We start from the raw sequence: 18,200 nt of genomic DNA on the forward strand, positions 1-18,200 counted from the left end.
CTTCTTACCAGACTAAACCTGTCCAAAGTTCGCTCTGGTTCTGACAGCTTTTCCTCTTCCACCACCTAACCTGTCCGAAGTTGGACTTCGTTCAGACAGGTTTTCCTCTTCCACCACTAAACCTGTCGGAAGTTGGACCTGGTTCTGACAGCTTTTCCTCTTTTCACACCAAAGCTGGCCAAAGTTGGCTACGTTTCTCATATCAATCTTATTTTAAGGAGAAAACTGTAGATACAAAAAAATCCCGGTGAAATAATCACCGGGATTTGTGTATTAAGCTGAATTTCTTTCGTCTTTAAGGACTGTTCCGTCCTCTAATACTAGCTTTGGCGGCATGTTGTTTTCGACTGTTTCCTTTGTGATGATACATTTTACGATATCTTCACGGGATGGAAGGTCGAACATGACGTCCAGCATGATGCCTTCGATGATTGAACGAAGTCCGCGTGCACCTGTCTTGCGTTCAATTGCCTTTTTGGCAATTTCAATTAGTGCATCGTCTTCGAATTCAAGTTCGACATCATCTAGGTTTAGCATTTTTTGATACTGTTTTACAAGAGCGTTCTTCGGTTTTGTCAGGATTTCGACTAGTGCTTCTTCATCAAGCGGAGTCAGGCTGGCAATTACCGGAAGACGGCCGATAAATTCAGGGATTAACCCGAATTTAAGCAGATCTTCAGGAAGGACTTTTGACAACAATTCCTTCTTGTCTAAGTCTTCCTCTTTCTTTTCAGAGCCAAAGCCGATTACTTTCTGGCCAAGGCGACGCTTAATGATTTGCTCGATACCATCGAATGCTCCGCCGCAAATGAACAGGATATTCGTTGTATCAATCTGGATGAATTCTTGATGTGGATGCTTTCGTCCACCTTGTGGCGGTACACTTGCAACTGTTCCTTCAAGAATTTTCAGGAGCGCCTGCTGTACACCTTCACCAGAAACATCTCTAGTAATAGAAGGGTTTTCGGATTTCCTGGCGATCTTATCGATTTCATCGATATAAATGATTCCTTTTTCAGCCTTTTCTACATCGTAATCAGCTGATTGGATCAATTTCAAAAGAATGTTTTCAACATCTTCACCAACATAACCTGCTTCAGTCAGTGATGTTGCATCCGCGATTGCGAAAGGAACATTGAGAATACGGGCTAATGTTTGAGCAAGCAAAGTTTTTCCGCTCCCTGTAGGCCCGATCATCGCAATATTACTTTTTGAAAGTTCAACATCATCAATCTTGCTGTTTGAGTTGATACGCTTATAGTGATTGTAAACAGCTACAGACAGGTTCTTCTTAGCCTGGTCCTGACCAATTACATACTCATTAAGTATATCGCGGATTTCCAATGGTTTTGGAACATCCTTAAACTCAACTTCTTCTTCAGTGCCAAGTTCTTCTTCAACGATTTCTGTGCATAATTCAATACACTCGTCACAGATATAGACGCCTGGCCCTGCTACCAATTTGCGGACTTGATCCTGCGTCTTGCCGCAGAAAGAACATTTAAGCTGCCCTTTTTCATCATTAAATTTGAACAATGCCTTCACCCCTTGAGAACTTCTAAACATATATAAAGCTGCGATTCATAAGCAAACGATAAGTTAAGTATCAGTTTTTCTGCTGCATTCGAGCAGGTATGTATTGCATTGTATCATATTTTGCCAGGGGACAGGAAATGATAACCCTCGGCCATTTTAGTTTCGCGCTTATGAATCGGAAAAAATATGTACTAAATCATCTTAACCATAAATCAAGCCGTTAAATCGGCTTATATGAAATTGCTAAAAAATTATGTATGTATATTGGTGTTTATTGTAGAAAACAAGGCACGATTTACTCGCGCCTTGTTTCTATATCATATACTAAGTATAAAATTGACTTTGAGAAATGTCTAGCTGCGGCTCCTAACTCCTCGAGACGCTTCGGTCCTGTCAATGAAGTCAAAGAACGACTTCACTGTCAGGCCCTCCAGCGCTTGTCGGAGTTGGACAGTCGCCTCCGCTTTTCTCTTATTATGCAACAGTTTTGCTGTTTTCCACAAGGAAATCAACTGCTTTTTTAAGTTGAAGATCGCCTTTGATTCCGTCAAGGCTTCCGCCAAGTGCTGCTTGGATTTGATCAGCAGTCATATTGTACATTTCAGACATCTTTTGAAGCTCTGCATTTACTTCTTCATCAGTAACTTCGATGTTTTCAGCTTTTGCGATTGCTTCAAGAGTCAGGTTCACACGTACGCGAGTTGCAGCTTCTTCTTTCATTTGTTCACGAAGAGCAGCTTCGTCTTGACCTGAGAACTGGTAGTATAGGTCAAGGTTCATACCTTGCATTCCCAAGCGTTGTTCGAATTCATTAACCATACGGTCGATTTCAGTATCGATCATTGATTCAGGAACGTCGATTTCAGCGTTAGCTGCTGCTTTTTCTACAACAGTGTCACGTTCGAAGTGTTCTTTCTGGTGTGCTTTATCGTGTGCAAGACGATCTTTGATCTTCGTCTTAAGCTCATCTAAAGTTTCAACTTCTTCGTCAGCATCTTTAGCGAACTCATCATCTAGAGCTGGAAGTTCTTTTCCTTTGATTTCGTGAACTTTCACTTTGAAAGTTGCAGGCTTACCAGCAAGTTCAGCTGCATGGTACTCTTCTGGGAAAGAAACTTCTACATCTTTTTCTTCGCCAGTAGCTGTTCCAACTAGCTGCTCTTCGAATCCAGGAATGAAAGAACCTGATCCAAGTTCAAGTGCGTAGTTTTCAGCTTTGCCGCCTTCGAAAGCTTCGCCATCAACGAATCCTTCGAAATCGATGACAACACTGTCTCCATTTTCAGCAGTGCCTTCTTCTTTAACAACAAGCTCAGCCTGCTTTTCTTGCATTGCTTTCAGTTCATTTTCTACTTCTTCATCTGTTACGTTTGTGTCGAATGCTTCAACTTCAAGTCCTTTGTACTCGCCAAGCTTTACTTCAGGCTTAACTGTAACAGTTGCCTTGATGATCAAGCTCTTGCCTTTTTCGATTTGTTCTACATCGATTTCAGGGCGGTCAACTGGCTCGATTCCAGTTTCGTCGATTGCATTTGCATATGCTTCTGGAAGAAGGATATCAATTGCATCCTGATATAAAGATTCTACGCCGAAACGCTTTTCGAACATTTGGCGAGGCATTTTCCCTTTACGGAATCCTGGTACGTTAATTTGCTTAACGACTTTCTGGAATGCAGCGTCAAGACCTTTATTGACCTTTTCTGCATCTACTTCAATTGTTAGAACCGTTTGGTTCCCTTCTCTTTTTTCTACCTTTGCAGACATACAGTTCCCTCCAACAATAATCTATTGTCATTTTCATTCGACGATGAATACTCTTGTTTACCAAGCAATATTCCAGTTTAAATGTAAAATAGAATGATTTTTACATAATACAACCACTACATTATAACACAGGTTTATTTCGTTTCAACAGCTTGGACTATATTATCGGGTAAGAAATTTCTTCTAACTCCCGGATAAAGCCCAAAACCTGTTCCGTTTCCTCAACCTGGCTGTTGTATATTTCAGCAAATGACTCTAGTGAATCTTCAAATCCATAATACTCATTTGCGATGAAATGGCAGGCAGCAGCCCATGCCGCGGCTTGCCCGGCTGGCAGTTTGAATGGATAAACCAAAAAGAAATACCGCTCGATCAAACTTTGGACATTTTCAAATAAAACAGGATCATCATTTTCAATTTCACGGCTTAATAATTGAATCACACCACTGTCCTCAATATAATCCTTCAGTTCCGGTAAATTTACTGGATTGAAGTCTTCTGTCCAGGAGAATTTGTGTACATGTAATTCTTCGGCATATTCTTGTTCTTTCAATATATTAAGCAGCATCGTTTTTAAGAAAGGATGGCCATCTTCTGATGCGACATACTCCCTAATTTTTATTATATAGGGTCTTATGTTTACCTTAGCGAGGCCCGCAGCAACCATCACCTGGTCATTGGGATTCTTATATTCAAACAGATTGAGTTCATCCTCTTCAGGTTCCTCTTCAAAACTCTCAATGGGCTCCGCATCTGTTTCACCATTAAGCATCCGCCTGCCGAATTCAAGCATGGTAATGAAATGCTCATGCCTTTCTGCCGGAATTTCCCGTTCCTCCAGAAGAGCCTCGATGGTCGCTACGACTTCACTGTATTCATTCAACTGGACAAGGATCATTAAATACATGTCAATCACTTGTATGTAATCACCAAGTCCGCTCCGCAGCATCTCTGCCACGAGTTCCTTTGCCTGATGTGTATTTCCTGCTTCATAATTAGCAAGTACAAGTCCAACGTATACATCGCTATTCTCAGGGTCATGTTCCAATGCCTGCTCTAGAAATTGAATCGCATCCCGGTACTTATGCTGCTTCAAATAATCCAGGCCCTTTTCCAACAGACGCTTTTCCAGACCGGGAAACAGGATCACTTTATCCTTTTTTGATTCCCGTTTATTCATAAACATACCGCCTTACATTTAATAGTTAAACTCTATTGATTTCGCTTTTTGCTTCATGATTTCAGCTTTTTTAGAAAGTTTAGCACGAATCCCTGAAAAAACAAAAAGATTCACAAGCAGGGCCTGTGAATCAATCGCAATTTTTTCAAATTAGATTACTTTCTCTATATGCTGATCTTCAAATTCTTTGATACTTTCTTCGAGCTGAAGGGTTAATTCGATTTCATCCCAGCCATTTAGGAGCATATTATACCAATATGGTGTGATATCAAATCCTGCTTCAAATCCCTTGTTGTCATACACTCTCTTCTGTTCTAGTGAAACTGTCAGTTCATATGCCTGCCCGCTTGCTTTCTTAAGCAAATAGGAAACTTCTTTTTCTGGCAGTACAACCGGAAGGATTCCGTTTTTTAGGCAATTCTGTTTAAAAATATCAGCAAATGACGGAGCGATTAAAACCTTGAACCCATAATCCAACAAAGCCCAGGGCGCGTGCTCCCTGGATGAACCGCAGCCGAAATTTTCATTCGCTATTAAAATACTTGCTCCCTCGTTATCCTGGTGGTTGAGCTCAAAGTCTTCATTAAGCTCTCCGGTTGATTTATAACGCCAGTCGTAAAACAAGTACTGCCCAAAACCTGTTTTTTCGATTCTTTTCAGGAATTGCTTTGGAATGATCTGATCTGTGTCAACATTTGTCCTGTCCATCGCAGCGACTTTTCCCTTCATTTCTGTAAAACTAGACATTTCAGGCTCCTTTCATCGAAAAATATATTTTTGGAGGATTAAAATCAGCAAAATGGCTGTTATATGAATTTTCCAAAGCGAACTCTGCAAATAGGTAGTGAAATGACCCGAAATATACCGGTTTCGGGTCATTTTTGCAGCTATATTCTTGCTGAAAAAATTATTCTCTTATTTAACGAGGATATTTGCACGTATAAACTGATAATCGCACCATTAAAGCCATTAATTGAACCAAAAATTTCAATAATTGCACCGTTAAGCCGATTAATTGCACCTTTGACCTTTATTTGGTTAAAAAGGAAACTAAACGGTAATACCAGCCATCGACCTGACATCTACAAAATGCCCATGGAGTGCGGCAGCTGCAGCCATGGCAGGACTGACAAGATGGGTACGTGCGCCAGCCCCCTGTCTGCCCTCAAAGTTGCGGTTTGAAGTGGAGGCACAATGTTCCCCGGCTGGCACAATGTCTGCATTCATACTCAGGCACATGCTGCAGCCGGATTCCCGCCATTCAAATCCTGCTTCAATAAATGCCTGGGCTATGCCTTCTGCTTCAGCTTGCTTCTTGACCTGCTGGGAACCAGGCACCACAATTGCCTCAACTCCAGTAGCGACTTTTTTGCCTTTGATAACCTCGGAGGCTGCCCTGAGATCCTCAATTCTTGAATTCGTACAGGAGCCAATGAAGACCTTGGTTACATTAATATCTGTAATTGACTGCCCTTCCTCCAGCCCCATGTATGATAATGCCCTTTCAAGTGACTTCTTTTCTGTATCAGTATCACATTCATTTAGGTAAGGTACTCTGTCAGTGACCGGAGCAGTCATTGATGGGTTCGTGCCCCAGCTGACCATCGGAGCGATGCCATTGCCATCTACTTTAATTACGTGGTCATACACTGCATCTTCATCAGAAGAGAGCTGCTGCCATTCCAGTATTTTATCGAGGAAGGCGTCTCCCTCAGCTACATATTTCCTTCCATTCAGGTAAGCAAAGGTTTTATCATCAGGAGCAACGATTGATGCTTTCGCCCCGCCTTCAATTGACATATTGCAAATTGTCATCCTTTCCTCCATCGACATTTTCCTGATGGCATCACCACAAAATTCGATGACGTAACCAGTACCGAAATTAACTCCGTATTTACTGATAATGAACAAAATGAAATCCTTCGCGCTCACGCCTGGTTCCAGAGAGCCAGACACTTCAACTTTCAGCGTTTTTGGTTTTGTCTGCCAGAGTGTTTGAGTTGCAAGAACATGCTCGACCTCACTCGTACCGATACCGAATGCCAGGGCTCCGAATGCACCGTGAGTCGAAGTGTGGCTGTCTCCGCACACAATGGTTTTCCCTGGTTGTGTCAAGCCAAGTTCAGGTCCGATGACATGGACAATGCCCTGTTCAGGACTGTCAAGGTCAGCCAATGGGATGCCGAATTCAAGGCAGTTATCCCTTAAAGTATCCATCTGGTTTTTCGCAACAGGGTCATTAATTTCGCTCCGGTTGATCGTAGGTACATTGTGGTCCATCGTCGCAAATGTCAAATCCGGTCTCCGTACAGACCTTTTTTTCATCCTAAGTCCCGAAAAAGCCTGCGGCGAGGTTACCTCATGGACAAGATGAAGGTCGATATACACCAGGTCTGGTTTACCTTCTTCCCGATGCACAACATGCTTCTCCCAAATTTTTTCGATGATCGTTTTCCCCAAAAGTACCCTCCCCTTTTTCTAAAACACTTCTTTCCCGCCTGCCTGGCTTAATGTTTGTTTTACAGATTTTCAAACTGGCCGATAATTCCGTCTCTATGCGTAAGCACTCATGATATTCAGGATCGCTTCATTGTCGAGTAGCGCAGCTTTGATTTCTTCAACCATTCCCTCAGTTGTTAAGAACGGTGTGCCAAATAAGGCAATGTCGCGGGTTCTGCTGCCGGCGTCCAGCACCTGCTCTACCGCATTCTCGATTGCCTCAGCTTCTTCTTCAAGGCCAAAGGACAGTCGCAGCATCATCGCAGCTGACAGGATCATCGCGATTGGATTAGCCGCGTTCATCCCAGCAATATCTGGTGCAGAACCATGAATAGGCTCATACAGATATGGTCCTGCAGCCGAAACGCTGGCTGATGGCAGCATGCCAAGCGATCCCGTCAGCACGGATGCTTCATCGCTTAAAATGTCACCAAACATATTCTCTGTGACGAGCACATCGAACTGGCGCGGATTCTTGATCAGCTGCATCGCCGCATTATCAACCAGCATATGGTTAAGCTGAACTTCAGGGTAGTCCTTCGCCACCTCTTCTGCTGTTTCACGCCACATTCGACTCGATTCCAGAACATTTGCTTTATCCACAGAAGTGACCTTGCCTTTTCTCATGGCAGCCAACTCAAATGCATAGCGGATGACTCTCTCAATCTCGTTTTTCTGGTAAAACAATGTATCTACTACAGAAGCTTCGCCTTTCTGGATACTTCTTTCACTCGGTTTCCCAAAGTAGAGCCCGCCGGTCAATTCCCTGACAACGACCATGTCAACTCCTTCAACGACTTCCTTGCGAAGCGGTGAAATCCCGGAAATACTGGAGTAGTATTGAACCGGCCGGACATTCGCAAATAACCCGAGCTCTTTCCTGATTTTCAATAAGCCTTTTTCGGGGCGAATATGTCCAGGCATTCGATCCCACTTAGGGCCTCCCACAGCGCCTAACAGGACAGCATCACTGTCCTTGCAGAGGTCTAGTGTGCGATCCGGGAGCGGTGTCCCAAATTCATCGATTGCTGCCCCGCCGATTTCTCCATAAGTAAAATGGAACTTATGGTTAAAAAGCTCAGCTACTGCCTGGAGGATTGTAACCGCCCCCCTGCTTACTTCTTTGCCTACGCCATCTCCTGGCAGGATTGCGATCCTTTTTTCCATTACATTCGCCTCCGATTTCTTAATGATATTTTTTTAACCGCTAACTGCGACTTTCTTCGTTTCTTCCATATATAGAACTCTATTGACTGCATTTAGGTAGGCTTTTGCTGAAGCCTCAAGGACATCCTGAGCAAGCCCTCTTCCACTCGTCTCGACGCCGCCAAAATCCAGCTTTACATATACCTGGGCCAGGGCATCCCTGCCGGCTCCAACAGATTGAATTCTGTAATCTAGCAAGCTGGCCTTTTCTTTCATGCAATTTTCAAGCGTATTATATAAAGCTTCAATACTGCCAGAACCTGTGGACGCTTCCTGGATCTTTTCATTTTGACAGCCATACAGGGTGACTGTCGCGGTAGGAACCTGGTTGGTCCCATACTGGACCTGAATGGAATCAAGACGATAGTATTGCTGTTCTTTTGACAGCTTCTCTTCGAGGATGATAGCCACGAGGTCATCATCCGTCATTTCCTTTTTCCTGTCTGCAAGTTCCTTGAAAACGGAAAACAACTTATTGATATCCTGATCAGGCACGGTCAGCCCGATTTCATTCAGCCTGTTGCGGAATGCGTGGCGACCAGAATGCTTTCCAAGAACCATCGAGTTATTCTGCAGCCCAACAAGTTCCGGTGAAATGATTTCGTAGGTAGTTTTTTCTTTCAAGACGCCATCCTGGTGGATTCCCGATTCATGGGCAAAAGCATTCCTTCCGACCACTGCTTTATTGGCCGGCACCGCCATTCCTGTCAACTTGCTTACAAGACTGCTCGTTCTGCTAATCTCCTTAAGGTTCAAACCCGTTTCCGCCTGGTAAAAATCTTTGCGAATATGAAGTGCAACAGCAAATTCCTCCAGCGCTGCGTTTCCTGCCCTTTCACCGATCCCATTGATCGTTCCTTCAACCTGTGTTGCGCCTGCAGATACTGCTGCAAGTGAATTGGCAATGGACATTCCAAGGTCATCATGACAATGTGCTGAAAGGTCGACCTTACTAATAGAAGGAACATGCTCTTGTAAGTAAGTAAAAATTTGTCCATACTCTTGAGGTGAAATATAACCGACAGTGTCAGGAATATTGATGACCTTTGCCCCGGCTTTGATCACCTCTTCCACGATTTCAGCAAGGAAATCAAGCTCCGTGCGGCAGGCATCCTCGGCTGACCATTGAATGACCGGAAACTTGGCGGCCGCATACTTCACGGTTCTTACTGCCGTTTCGATGACCTCAGCTTTTGTCTGCTTCAGTTTGTGGATCCTGTGGATCGGCGACGTGGCGATGAACAGGTGAAGCCTTGGCTCTGAGCCATGTTTCAATGCCTCCCATGCTGCGTCGATATCTGTTACAACCGATCTTGCCAGCCCTGTAACCGAACAACCTTTAATCTGTCGTGCAATTTCGGCTACTGAAGCAAAGTCCCCTTTAGATGCGGCAGGAAATCCCGCTTCAATTATGTCAACATTCAACCTCTCCAATTGCCTGGCAATCTCCAGCTTTTCGGAAAAATTAAGATTGACCCCGGCCGACTGCTCCCCATCCCGCAGAGTCGTATCAAAAATGTTAATTCTTCGCACTGGCAGCCACTTCTCTCTGCTTTTGTTTGTTGACAAACGGCATCATCTTTCTCAGTTCTCTTCCCACCTCTTCAATCTGGTGGGTGTTTTCTTTTTCATTGATGCTATTAAAGACCGGTCTGCCCGCCTCATTTTCCTCAATCCATCCTTTTGCGAAAGTTCCTTCCTGGATATCCTTCAGAACTCTTTTCATTTCCGCTTTAACCTGGTCATTTACCACCCTCGGCCCACTGACAAAATCGCCCCATTGAGCTGTATCAGAAATCGAATAGCGCATTCCTTCGAGTCCGCCTTCATACATCAAATCAACGATCAGCTTCAGTTCATGCATCGTTTCGAAATAAGCCAGTTCCGGCTGATATCCTGCTTCGACGAGTGTTTCAAAGCCTGCTTTCACGAGCGAAGTCAACCCGCCACATAACACTGCCTGCTCTCCGAATAGATCCGTTTCGGTTTCTTCTTTAAAAGTTGTTTCAAGTGCTCCCGCTCTCAAAGCACCGATTGCTTTCGCGTATGCCAGCGCAAGTTCCCTTGCACTCCCCGACACATCCTGGTGGATTGCGAACAGTGCTGGCACCCCCGCTCCTTCTTGATAAGTCCTTCTGACCAAATGCCCAGGACCCTTTGGTGCGACAAGCAAGACATCACAGCTTTCCGGCGGTACAATCTGGTTAAAGTGAACGTTAAAGCCGTGGGCGAACATTAGCGCCTGGCCTGTCAGCTGTGGTTCAATCTCTTTTTTGTACACAGCGGTCTGTCGCTCATCAGGCAAAAGAATCATGACTACATCTGAAGTCGCCACAGCTTCTGCAACGTTTTTAACCTCAAAGCCATCCTGCTCCGCTTTCTCCCATGACTTCCCATGCCTTAAACCAACGACAACCTCAACCCCACTGTCTCGGAGATTCTGCGCATGTGCATGACCCTGTGAGCCGTACCCAACAACCGCCACTCTCTTTCCGTTAAAATAAGCCTCATTCGCATCTCCGTTATAATACATTTTCGCCATATTCTCTCTCCCTTTCTGAATGGAAATTTAGTTTATATTAGACAAATGAAAAAGATTTTTGCTGGCCGGTTCGCTGGTTCCCCCTTGGGAATGCAGTCGTTCCGGTACGAGCCAATTCTCTGATTCCATATGGTTTAATCAAATCGATAAACGCCTCGATTTTTTCCGTTTCGCCTGTCAATTGGATGATGATGCTATCCTTGCTGACGTCAATCACCGATGCCCGGAATGGTTCAATGATCGAATAAATCTCTGCCCTGTTATGTGGAAGGACAGGAACCTTCATGAGAACAAGCTCCCGGGCAACAATCGCCTGGTCACTTATATCCGCCACCTTAAGGACATCAATCTGTTTATTAAGCTGTTTCGTGATTTGTTCGACCATCCCGTCATTCTCCACATGGACAACACAGGTAATGCGCGACACTCCCTCTTGCTCGGTCAGGCCTACCGAAATGCTTTCAATATTGTAGTTCCTCTTCGAAAATAAATTCGTGATCCTGTTAAGTACTCCCGGCCGGTTCAAGACCGTCATCGTTATGATTCTTTTCATTTCTTCACTCCCACCATCTCGTGGATTCCTTTTCCAGGCGCAATCATCGGATAGACATTTTCTGCACCATCGACTCTGAAATCGAGCAGTACCGGTTCTTTGTCATGCAAGACCTCATTCAGCACCAAATGTGCTTCTGCTTCGGAGTTGATTTCAAACCCTTTGATCCCATAGGCCTCAGCCAGTTTTACAAAAGAAGGCTGAACCGGGTTTTTACTGTGGGAATATCTTTCTTTATAAAAAATTTCCTGCCATTGTCTAACCATTCCAAGCGCTTTGTTATTAAAAATCGCTATCTTGATCGGCAGCTGAAATTCAGCAATGACCGCCAGCTCCTGCGTTGACATCTGGAACCCACCATCTCCGAGAACGGCCACAACACATGCTGTTGGATCTGCCAGCTGGGCTCCAATGCTTGCCGGAAGCCCAAATCCCATTGTCCCTAACCCTCCTGAGGTCACCCATCGATCAGCGTGCTGGAGCTGATAATATTGTGCTGCCCACATTTGATGCTGGCCGACATCGGTAACGACAATCGCTTCGCCCGCCGTTTTTTCATAAAGGAGTTCCATTACTTTTTGCGGTTTTAGCACGTCACTGCTTTCGTAATGATATGGATTATCCGTCTTCCAGGCTGTGAGTGTTCCAGTCCATTCTTCCTGTAGAGGCGGACTGCCTCCCAGCCTGAGCAGCTGTCTTAAAGCCTCTCCTGCATCACCAACAACCGGAATTTGTGTTGGTACATTTTTACCGATTTCAGCTGGGTCGATATCGATATGGGCAACCATTGCTTTTGGAGCGAAATGCTTCAGGTTACCGGTCAGCCGGTCATCAAATCGTGCTCCTATATTGATCAGCAGGTCACAATTGTAAAGCGCCATGTTCGCTGTATAACAGCCATGCATCCCAGCCATTCCAAGGAACAGTTCATGCTTCGCCGGAAAGCCCCCCAACCCCAATAATGTGTGGACAACATGAAGGTTCTGCTGTTCTGCGTATTCTTTTAGCAGGCTCGACGCTTTCGCATGGAGGACACCTGCCCCAGCGAGAATGACTGGCCTTTTTGCCCTGCTTACTGCTTCGGACAGTTTTCTTACCTGAAGGAAATTCGGCTCCGTAGTCGGCTGGTAACCAGGAAGGTGGATTTCCTCCTCAGCCGGCTCTGCCGATACACCCGCTGCCAGATCCTTTGGGAAATCGATGACAACTGGCCCAGGCCTTCCGCTTGTCGCAATATAAAATGCTTCCTTGATAATCCGCGGGATGTCTTTAATATCCCTGACCTGATAGTTGTACTTCGTGATAGGAGTGGTGATTCCAAGAATGTCAGCTTCCTGGAAGGCATCAGTGCCAATCACCCCTGTCGCGACCTGGCCCGTGATGACAACCAGCGGCAACGAGTCCATCATCGCGTCTGCAATGCCGGTGATGATATTGGTCGCTCCCGGTCCAGATGTAGCAATTACAACGCCCGGTTTTCCGCTGATCCTCGCATATCCTTCCGCTGCATGAATCCCTCCCTGTTCATGCCTTGGCAGCACATGAAGAATTTTAGAATCATAGAGTTTGTCGTAAATCGGAAGGACAGCGCCTCCTGGGTAGCCAAAAATGACTTCGACATTTTCCTTTTCCAGCGCCTTAAGCAGTAAATCAGCTCCGCTTGCTTCACTTGTTTTAGCCTTTGTTTCCTTCAAGGCAGCTTCCATTTATCGAACCTCCCATAGTGAGTATTTTTTCAAAATAAAAAAGCCTATCCATCTCCATATGCCTGAACCTTGCCAGGCAAAGGGATGGAATAGGCTTTATCTCCTTTTTCCACGGTACCACCCTTATTCACGCATGATGCGTGCACTCGTGACAGCGAATGCTGCCGGTTTTGATAACAAGTGCCATGCACTCGGCCAGTTTTACTAGGTTTCCTTTCAAACTGGCGCTCCAGGGTGAGTTCACTTATCACGGGCATCACCGGTTTCCAGCAACCCCGGCTCTCTGTGCATGCTGATCGCAATAAATTACTTGTCCCTGTCTTCGCTTTATCTATATTTAATTAGACTGTACTTCGCAGTTATCATTAACTGACTTGATGGGCTTTTTCCGGATAGACCTGGATTCCATCTGCAACAACTCTTGCCCTGAACTCACGCAGGATGTTCTGGGTATGCTGACCTGGTACTCCATCACCGATGACTCTTCCATCCACTTTAACAACTGCGATTACTTCTGCTGCTGTCCCGGTAAGGAATACTTCATCGGCTGTGTAGACATCATGGCGGGTAAACGGTTCCTCCTTGACCTCATACCCAAGATTTTTCGCGATTTCAATTACCGCATTCCTGGTGATACCTTCAAGTGCTCCAACATATCCTGGCGGTGTGAGGAATTCATTTCCCCTGACGATAAAAATATTATCCGCTGAACCTTCAGCAACATATCCCTGATCATTGAGCATGAGCGCCTCACTTACATTTGCCAGATGCGCTTCGATTTTTACCAGGACATTATTTAAATAATTCAGTGATTTTACTTTTGGACTCAACACATCTGGACGATTTCTCCTTGTCGCGACAGTTACAATCTCCAGGCCGCTTTCATACAATTCTTTTGGGAAAATTGCCAGTGGCTCTACAATGATCACCACGTTCGCGTTTGGACATTTGTAAGGATCAAGTCCAAGATCCCCAACGCCTCTCGAAACGACAATGCGGATATAAGCATCTCTCAATTGATTCCGTTCCACCGTTTCAACAACCAGATTGGTGAACTCCTCCTTAGAGTGTGGCATGTTCAGCATGATGGACTTAGCTGAGCGGTAAAGCCGGTCCATATGTTCTTCCATCCTGAAAATATTGCCGCTGTATACCCGTATCCCTTCAAAAATACCGTCTCCGTATAGAAATCCATGATCATATACCGAAACCTTAGCATTTTCCTTGGTGACAAATTCACCGTTTAAGTAGATCCATTGATCGGGCACAATAAACACTCCTTTAACGAATAGACGCTTTAAATTATTAAATTCACAGGTTAAAAAAATACAGTTTTACATTATCAAGAAATTAATATAAAACCCTGGTTCACTTGAGATGCATTCAACTTGTTTTTTTTATTTGAGGATTATCTTACGCCCAATTTTCACACTCGTCAACACCCTTTTTCTAAATTATTTGATAATTTAGATTAGTTAGTTAATTTGTATACGCTTACATTGTTGATATATTCACATTTATAAAAAATGAAATTTTTTGTTTGATCTCCAGATTTGTCCTCAATCTCAAGAGTGGAAAATAGATAAGCATAAACATAAAAAAAACTCACCTTTCAAAAAGGTGAGTTAAGGTATGTAGTTTAAATGGCGTCCCAGGAGAGATTCGAACTCCCGACCGTACGCTTAGAAGGCGTATGCTCTATCCAACTGAGCTACTGGGACTTGGTGTTTTTTAAAGACAAGATTTATTATATTAGCCAAACAACTAAATGTCAATAATAAATCATAACTTTTTTTTCTGAGGGGAACCTGCTGACTCCCCTCAGAAAATCATTATAGTAGTTTCAACTCGTTTTGTGAAGTGAAAACTCCTGCCTTAACTCAATCATCTCACCATTGCCATAGTCATAGATCCGCAATATTGCTTTATCGTTTTCCAGCTCAAGGATGGCATAGCTCTTTTCAATTCTGCCGCGTGGAAGTCTGATGCTTCCGGGATTGATAAACAGTACATCATCAACCATTTCTGCTCCTAGCAAATGTGAATGCCCAAAGCATACGATATCAGCCTGCAGTTCTTTCGCCTTATAGTATAAATTTACGAGAGTAGACTTCACTGAGTATAGATGCCCATGTGTCACGAAAATTTTCACGCCGTTTATCACATGGATTTCATCATCAGGAAAGCTGCCATAAAAATCGCAATTCCCCTTCACCGAACGGAAATTCACAATAGCAGCATCATTTTCAGAAAGCTCTGAGTCACCGCAGTGGATCATCAAGTCCACATCATTGCCATGCAGCTTCTCAATTCCCTCTAGCACCTCTGTTGACCCGTGGCTGTCACTGACGACCAGCACCCTACTCATGGCGTTCCTCTCGCTCTTTAAGAAGATCATCCAATTTTCTGATCGCATTGGCCCGGTGGCTGATCTTGTTTTTTTCGTCTGATGCCAATTCAGCCATAGTTTTCCCCTTTGTTTCTACAAAGAAAATTGGATCATAGCCAAAACCATTGGTGCCGCGTCTTTCATTCAGGATACTTCCTTCACATGTACCGAATACAGTCAAAGTCTCCTTGCCTGGCTCTGCCATTGCAAGAGCGCAGCAAAATCTTGCGGTGCGCTCACTTTCTGGCACACCTTGAAGTTCCTCGAGAACTTTGTCGATGTTGTTTTCATCATTTTTTTCAGAACCTGCGTATCGTGCCGAATAGACACCTGGTCGGCCTTCCAGTGCGTCAATTTCGAGACCGGAATCATCTGCAATTACTCTGACTCCAAGATTATTAGCGATTGTTTCAGCTTTTAAGATAGCGTTCTCCTCAAAAGTTGTCCCTGTTTCTTCTACATCTTCAATTTCTGGATAATCGAGCAATGTTTTTACCGCCAACCCTTTTGGCAAAAAAAGCTTTTCGAATTCCTTTGCTTTTCCTATGTTTTTTGTCGCGATTATGACTGATTCCATCTTTGAGATCTCTCCTATCTCTGTTTTGCTCCCTGTATCTTGGCAGCCAATTCTTCCCCAAGTGCTTCCTTCTGTTTTTCGAAGAGTTCCGTTATTCCATCTTGTGCTGCCTTTAAGAGCTCCTGCAGCTGATTGTATGAAAAAGTAGCTTCTTCTCCAGTACCCTGCAGTTCAACGAATTCTCCATTGCCAGTCATGACAACATTCATGTCGACATTGGCAGCAGAATCCTCGACGTAGTTCAAATCAACAACAGCCTCGCCATTCTTCAAGATACCAACACTCGTCGCAGCAAGAAAGTCTGTCACAGGGAAAGCAGACAGCTTCTTTTGCCTGCTCAGCTTCTCAAGCGCCATAGCCATCGCAACAAAAGCTCCGGTGATTGACGCAGTACGCGTGCCGCCATCTGCCTGGATTACATCACAATCGACCCATACAGTACGCTCGCCTATAGCCTCAAGATTCACGACTGCGCGCAGCGCTCTGCCGATCAAACGCTGGATTTCCATCGTCCTTCCGGTAATCTTTCCTTTTGCCGCCTCACGAATATTCCTCTGTTCAGTAGCGCGTGGAAGCATAGAGTATTCTGCCGTAATCCATCCTTTTCCTTCGCCTCTCATGAATGGAGGAACGCGGTCCTCGATGCTGGCAGTGCATATTACCTTCGTATCTCCAACAGAGATCAGCACAGAGCCTTCAGGATGTTTCAGGTAATCAGTTTCAATATGTATTGGTCTTAATTGCAAGGGTTCACGCCCATCAAATCGCATTTAAAAGCCCTCCTTTGCATGATAAAAGGCAGACAGCCTGCCTGAAACAAAAAGCGCAAGCGCCTCGTTCAGCCCCGACAAGCGCTGGAGGGCCGGCCAGTGAAGTCGTTCTTTGACTTCATTGGGCGGACCGAAGCGACTCGAGGGGCTAGGCGCTGGAGCTGGATTAAGAAAACTTTATTGAGTTATCCATAACCCAATAACTTTATAAATTCCTTAACCATAAATAAGAGGCAGGAAATAGGCCTGCCTCTTTGAATGTCTTTATTTAGTATATCAAAATCTGGCTATTAAAAACTACCTGTGTTTACTTTTTCAGGCCTTGTAACCGGCTCGGCCAGTTTTTCTCCGGTTTCTGTCAGCACATCTGCCTTCCCATTCACAGTAAGTGCCACACTCTCAACACCATTCTGTTCTGTCAGGGACAGTACAAGCGAATTCAGCAGGTGTTCAGATACCATTTTTTCTTCAAAGCTGCCGTAAATCGATTCATTGAAGTTCAATGTTACCTTTCCATCCTCAAACTTAGGTGCGTCAAGGAGCTTCACTCCCGACTGGAAATCCGACAGAAGATTGGATGCATATGCTGGCCCTTCAACTAGCTCGTTCACAATTGCGGTAATGTTATCCTTCACATCATTGCTGACGCGTTTTGTTACAGGAACATAATAATATGCGCCTTCCTCACCGCCAATATAATAAACCGTGACTGCTTTAGTATTTGTGATATCAACGACATCGGAATTATCCACGTTGATGCCATCCGCACGGCTTAACTCTCCACCAATAGGAGTGCCTCCTACAGGCATGGCCTCAAGAGGAGTGCCATTCATCTGAAGCTTAACTTCATCAACTGTATCAAATTGTGTAAGCGTCCATGTCACAGCCTGAAGAATCTTTTTCTCATCCTCTTTTTTATAGGTTGCGAATTCTTTTGAAAAGTCTACTGTAGCTGTTCCGTCCTTGATGTTCACTGTCATTTGTGTGTCAGCTGGAAGGACGGCCCTGAAGCCATTTGGAAGCATTTGCTCAACAGGCCCATTCGCAACAAGGTATTCCAGCGCTTGCTGGGCTACACCCTCTTTTTTCGGCAGGCCCATCGTCTGTGAGACGACATATCCATTTTTATCGATCAAATAAAGTTCTGTCTGAATGGACGTCTCAACTGCTTCTTTTCCATCCTCATTTGTTTCTGTAGAAACATTTTCATCAAGCGCCTCCCCATCTTCCATGAAAGTAACATCCTGGGGAGGATCAATCTTCTTCTTTTCCTCGCCCCCGAACAGTCCACAGCCAGATAGGAATACCGTAGTTGCCAATGTAGCAGCTGTAACGACCACAGCCTTTTTATTTTTTGACATATAAATCCCTCCAAAGACAGTTTGTACTAATATGTATACGAGCCTTTGGATATTTTAGACCGCCTTTGAGAAGATTTTTGATAATACTCTTTTAGTATCTTTTTTGCTTTTACAATC

15 protein-coding genes, 1 tRNA gene and 1 other annotated feature are annotated in these 18,200 nt (G+C 44.4%); all 16 genes read right to left on the bottom strand.

Features of this window, described 5'->3' with window-relative positions:
• Positions 1–273: 273 nt before the first annotated feature.
• The gene (gene clpX / locus CD004_RS16550) at positions 274–1,536 is read right to left on the bottom strand and encodes an ATP-dependent protease ATP-binding subunit ClpX (RefSeq protein ID WP_102263765.1); all 1,263 of its coding nucleotides are present in this window, start codon (positions 1,534–1,536) and stop codon (positions 274–276) included.
• A 474-nt stretch (positions 1,537–2,010) separates the two neighbouring features.
• Positions 2,011–3,300, bottom strand: a complete 1,290-nt coding sequence (tig, locus tag CD004_RS16555; RefSeq protein WP_102263766.1) for a trigger factor — start codon at positions 3,298–3,300, stop codon at positions 2,011–2,013.
• A gap of 157 nt (positions 3,301–3,457) precedes the next feature.
• Complete coding sequence (locus tag CD004_RS16560) at positions 3,458–4,480, bottom strand: tetratricopeptide repeat protein (protein WP_102263767.1); 1,023 nt, start codon at positions 4,478–4,480, stop codon at positions 3,458–3,460.
• 150 nt (positions 4,481–4,630) lie between these two features.
• Positions 4,631–5,227, bottom strand: a complete 597-nt coding sequence (gene leuD / locus CD004_RS16565; protein ID WP_102263768.1) for a 3-isopropylmalate dehydratase small subunit — start codon at positions 5,225–5,227, stop codon at positions 4,631–4,633.
• 303 nt (positions 5,228–5,530) lie between these two features.
• Positions 5,531–6,940 carry a 3-isopropylmalate dehydratase large subunit gene (gene leuC, locus CD004_RS16570; RefSeq protein WP_102263769.1) on the bottom strand — a complete coding sequence of 470 codons (1,410 nt, stop codon included), beginning with the start codon at positions 6,938–6,940 and terminating at the stop codon, positions 5,531–5,533.
• A 93-nt stretch (positions 6,941–7,033) separates the two neighbouring features.
• Positions 7,034–8,146, bottom strand: a complete 1,113-nt coding sequence (gene leuB / locus CD004_RS16575; protein WP_102263770.1) for a 3-isopropylmalate dehydrogenase — start codon at positions 8,144–8,146, stop codon at positions 7,034–7,036.
• A gap of 33 nt (positions 8,147–8,179) precedes the next feature.
• Positions 8,180–9,718, bottom strand: coding sequence for a 2-isopropylmalate synthase (locus CD004_RS16580; RefSeq protein ID WP_102263771.1), 1,539 nt, complete (start codon positions 9,716–9,718; stop codon positions 8,180–8,182).
• Positions 9,705–10,727 (bottom strand): ketol-acid reductoisomerase, encoded by a 1,023-nt coding sequence (ilvC, locus tag CD004_RS16585; protein ID WP_102263772.1) that lies wholly within the window; start codon positions 10,725–10,727, stop codon positions 9,705–9,707. Before ilvC ends, CD004_RS16580 begins: the two co-directional genes overlap by 14 nt.
• A 37-nt stretch (positions 10,728–10,764) precedes the next feature.
• Entirely contained in the window at positions 10,765–11,280 is a 516-nt protein-coding gene (gene ilvN, locus CD004_RS16590; RefSeq protein ID WP_102263773.1) for an acetolactate synthase small subunit, read from the bottom strand.
• On the bottom strand, positions 11,277–12,986 hold the full coding sequence (ilvB, locus tag CD004_RS16595; protein ID WP_102263774.1) for an acetolactate synthase large subunit: 1,710 nt from the start codon (positions 12,984–12,986) through the stop codon (positions 11,277–11,279). Before ilvB ends, ilvN begins: the two co-directional genes overlap by 4 nt.
• 77 nt (positions 12,987–13,063) lie before the next feature.
• Positions 13,064–13,318 (bottom strand) — a binding site (T-box leader).
• A gap of 33 nt (positions 13,319–13,351) precedes the next feature.
• Positions 13,352–14,254, bottom strand: coding sequence for a branched-chain-amino-acid transaminase (gene ilvE, locus CD004_RS16600; protein ID WP_102263775.1), 903 nt, complete (start codon positions 14,252–14,254; stop codon positions 13,352–13,354).
• 376 nt (positions 14,255–14,630) lie between these two features.
• Positions 14,631–14,707: transfer RNA gene (locus CD004_RS16605), tRNA-Arg, on the bottom strand.
• Positions 14,708–14,829: 122 nt separating this feature from the next.
• Positions 14,830–15,354 (bottom strand): metallophosphoesterase, encoded by a 525-nt coding sequence (locus CD004_RS16610; RefSeq protein WP_102263776.1) that lies wholly within the window; start codon positions 15,352–15,354, stop codon positions 14,830–14,832.
• On the bottom strand, positions 15,347–15,952 hold the full coding sequence (locus CD004_RS16615) for an XTP/dITP diphosphatase (protein WP_102263777.1): 606 nt from the start codon (positions 15,950–15,952) through the stop codon (positions 15,347–15,349). Before CD004_RS16615 ends, CD004_RS16610 begins: the two co-directional genes overlap by 8 nt.
• A 14-nt stretch (positions 15,953–15,966) precedes the next feature.
• Positions 15,967–16,722, bottom strand: coding sequence for a ribonuclease PH (gene rph / locus CD004_RS16620; RefSeq protein WP_102263778.1), 756 nt, complete (start codon positions 16,720–16,722; stop codon positions 15,967–15,969).
• Between the two features lie 290 nt (positions 16,723–17,012).
• Entirely contained in the window at positions 17,013–18,083 is a 1,071-nt protein-coding gene (locus CD004_RS16625; RefSeq protein ID WP_102263779.1) for a GerMN domain-containing protein, read from the bottom strand.
• Positions 18,084–18,200: the final 117 nt, after the last annotated feature.

The organism is Mesobacillus jeotgali, assembly GCF_002874535.1.
Lineage (GTDB): Bacteria > Bacillota > Bacilli > Bacillales > Cytobacillaceae > Mesobacillus > Mesobacillus jeotgali.

Excerpts from the sequence above, each read along its gene's own strand:
- tig (WP_102263766.1), bottom strand. The coding sequence starts at position 3,300 with ATGTCTGCAAAGGTAGAAAAAAGAGAAGGGAACCAAACGGTTCTAACA.
- CD004_RS16560 (WP_102263767.1), bottom strand. The coding sequence starts at position 4,480 with ATGAATAAACGGGAATCAAAAAAGGATAAAGTGATCCTGTTTCCCGGT.
- leuD (WP_102263768.1), bottom strand. The coding sequence starts at position 5,227 with ATGTCTAGTTTTACAGAAATGAAGGGAAAAGTCGCTGCGATGGACAGG.
- leuB (WP_102263770.1), bottom strand. The coding sequence starts at position 8,146 with ATGGAAAAAAGGATCGCAATCCTGCCAGGAGATGGCGTAGGCAAAGAA.
- ilvC (WP_102263772.1), bottom strand. The coding sequence starts at position 10,727 with ATGGCGAAAATGTATTATAACGGAGATGCGAATGAGGCTTATTTTAAC.
- ilvN (WP_102263773.1), bottom strand. The coding sequence starts at position 11,280 with ATGAAAAGAATCATAACGATGACGGTCTTGAACCGGCCGGGAGTACTT.
- ilvB (WP_102263774.1), bottom strand. The coding sequence starts at position 12,986 with ATGGAAGCTGCCTTGAAGGAAACAAAGGCTAAAACAAGTGAAGCAAGC.
- CD004_RS16610 (WP_102263776.1), bottom strand. The coding sequence starts at position 15,354 with ATGAGTAGGGTGCTGGTCGTCAGTGACAGCCACGGGTCAACAGAGGTG.
- CD004_RS16615 (WP_102263777.1), bottom strand. The coding sequence starts at position 15,952 with ATGGAATCAGTCATAATCGCGACAAAAAACATAGGAAAAGCAAAGGAA.
- rph (WP_102263778.1), bottom strand. The coding sequence starts at position 16,722 with ATGCGATTTGATGGGCGTGAACCCTTGCAATTAAGACCAATACATATT.
- CD004_RS16625 (WP_102263779.1), bottom strand. The coding sequence starts at position 18,083 with ATGTCAAAAAATAAAAAGGCTGTGGTCGTTACAGCTGCTACATTGGCA.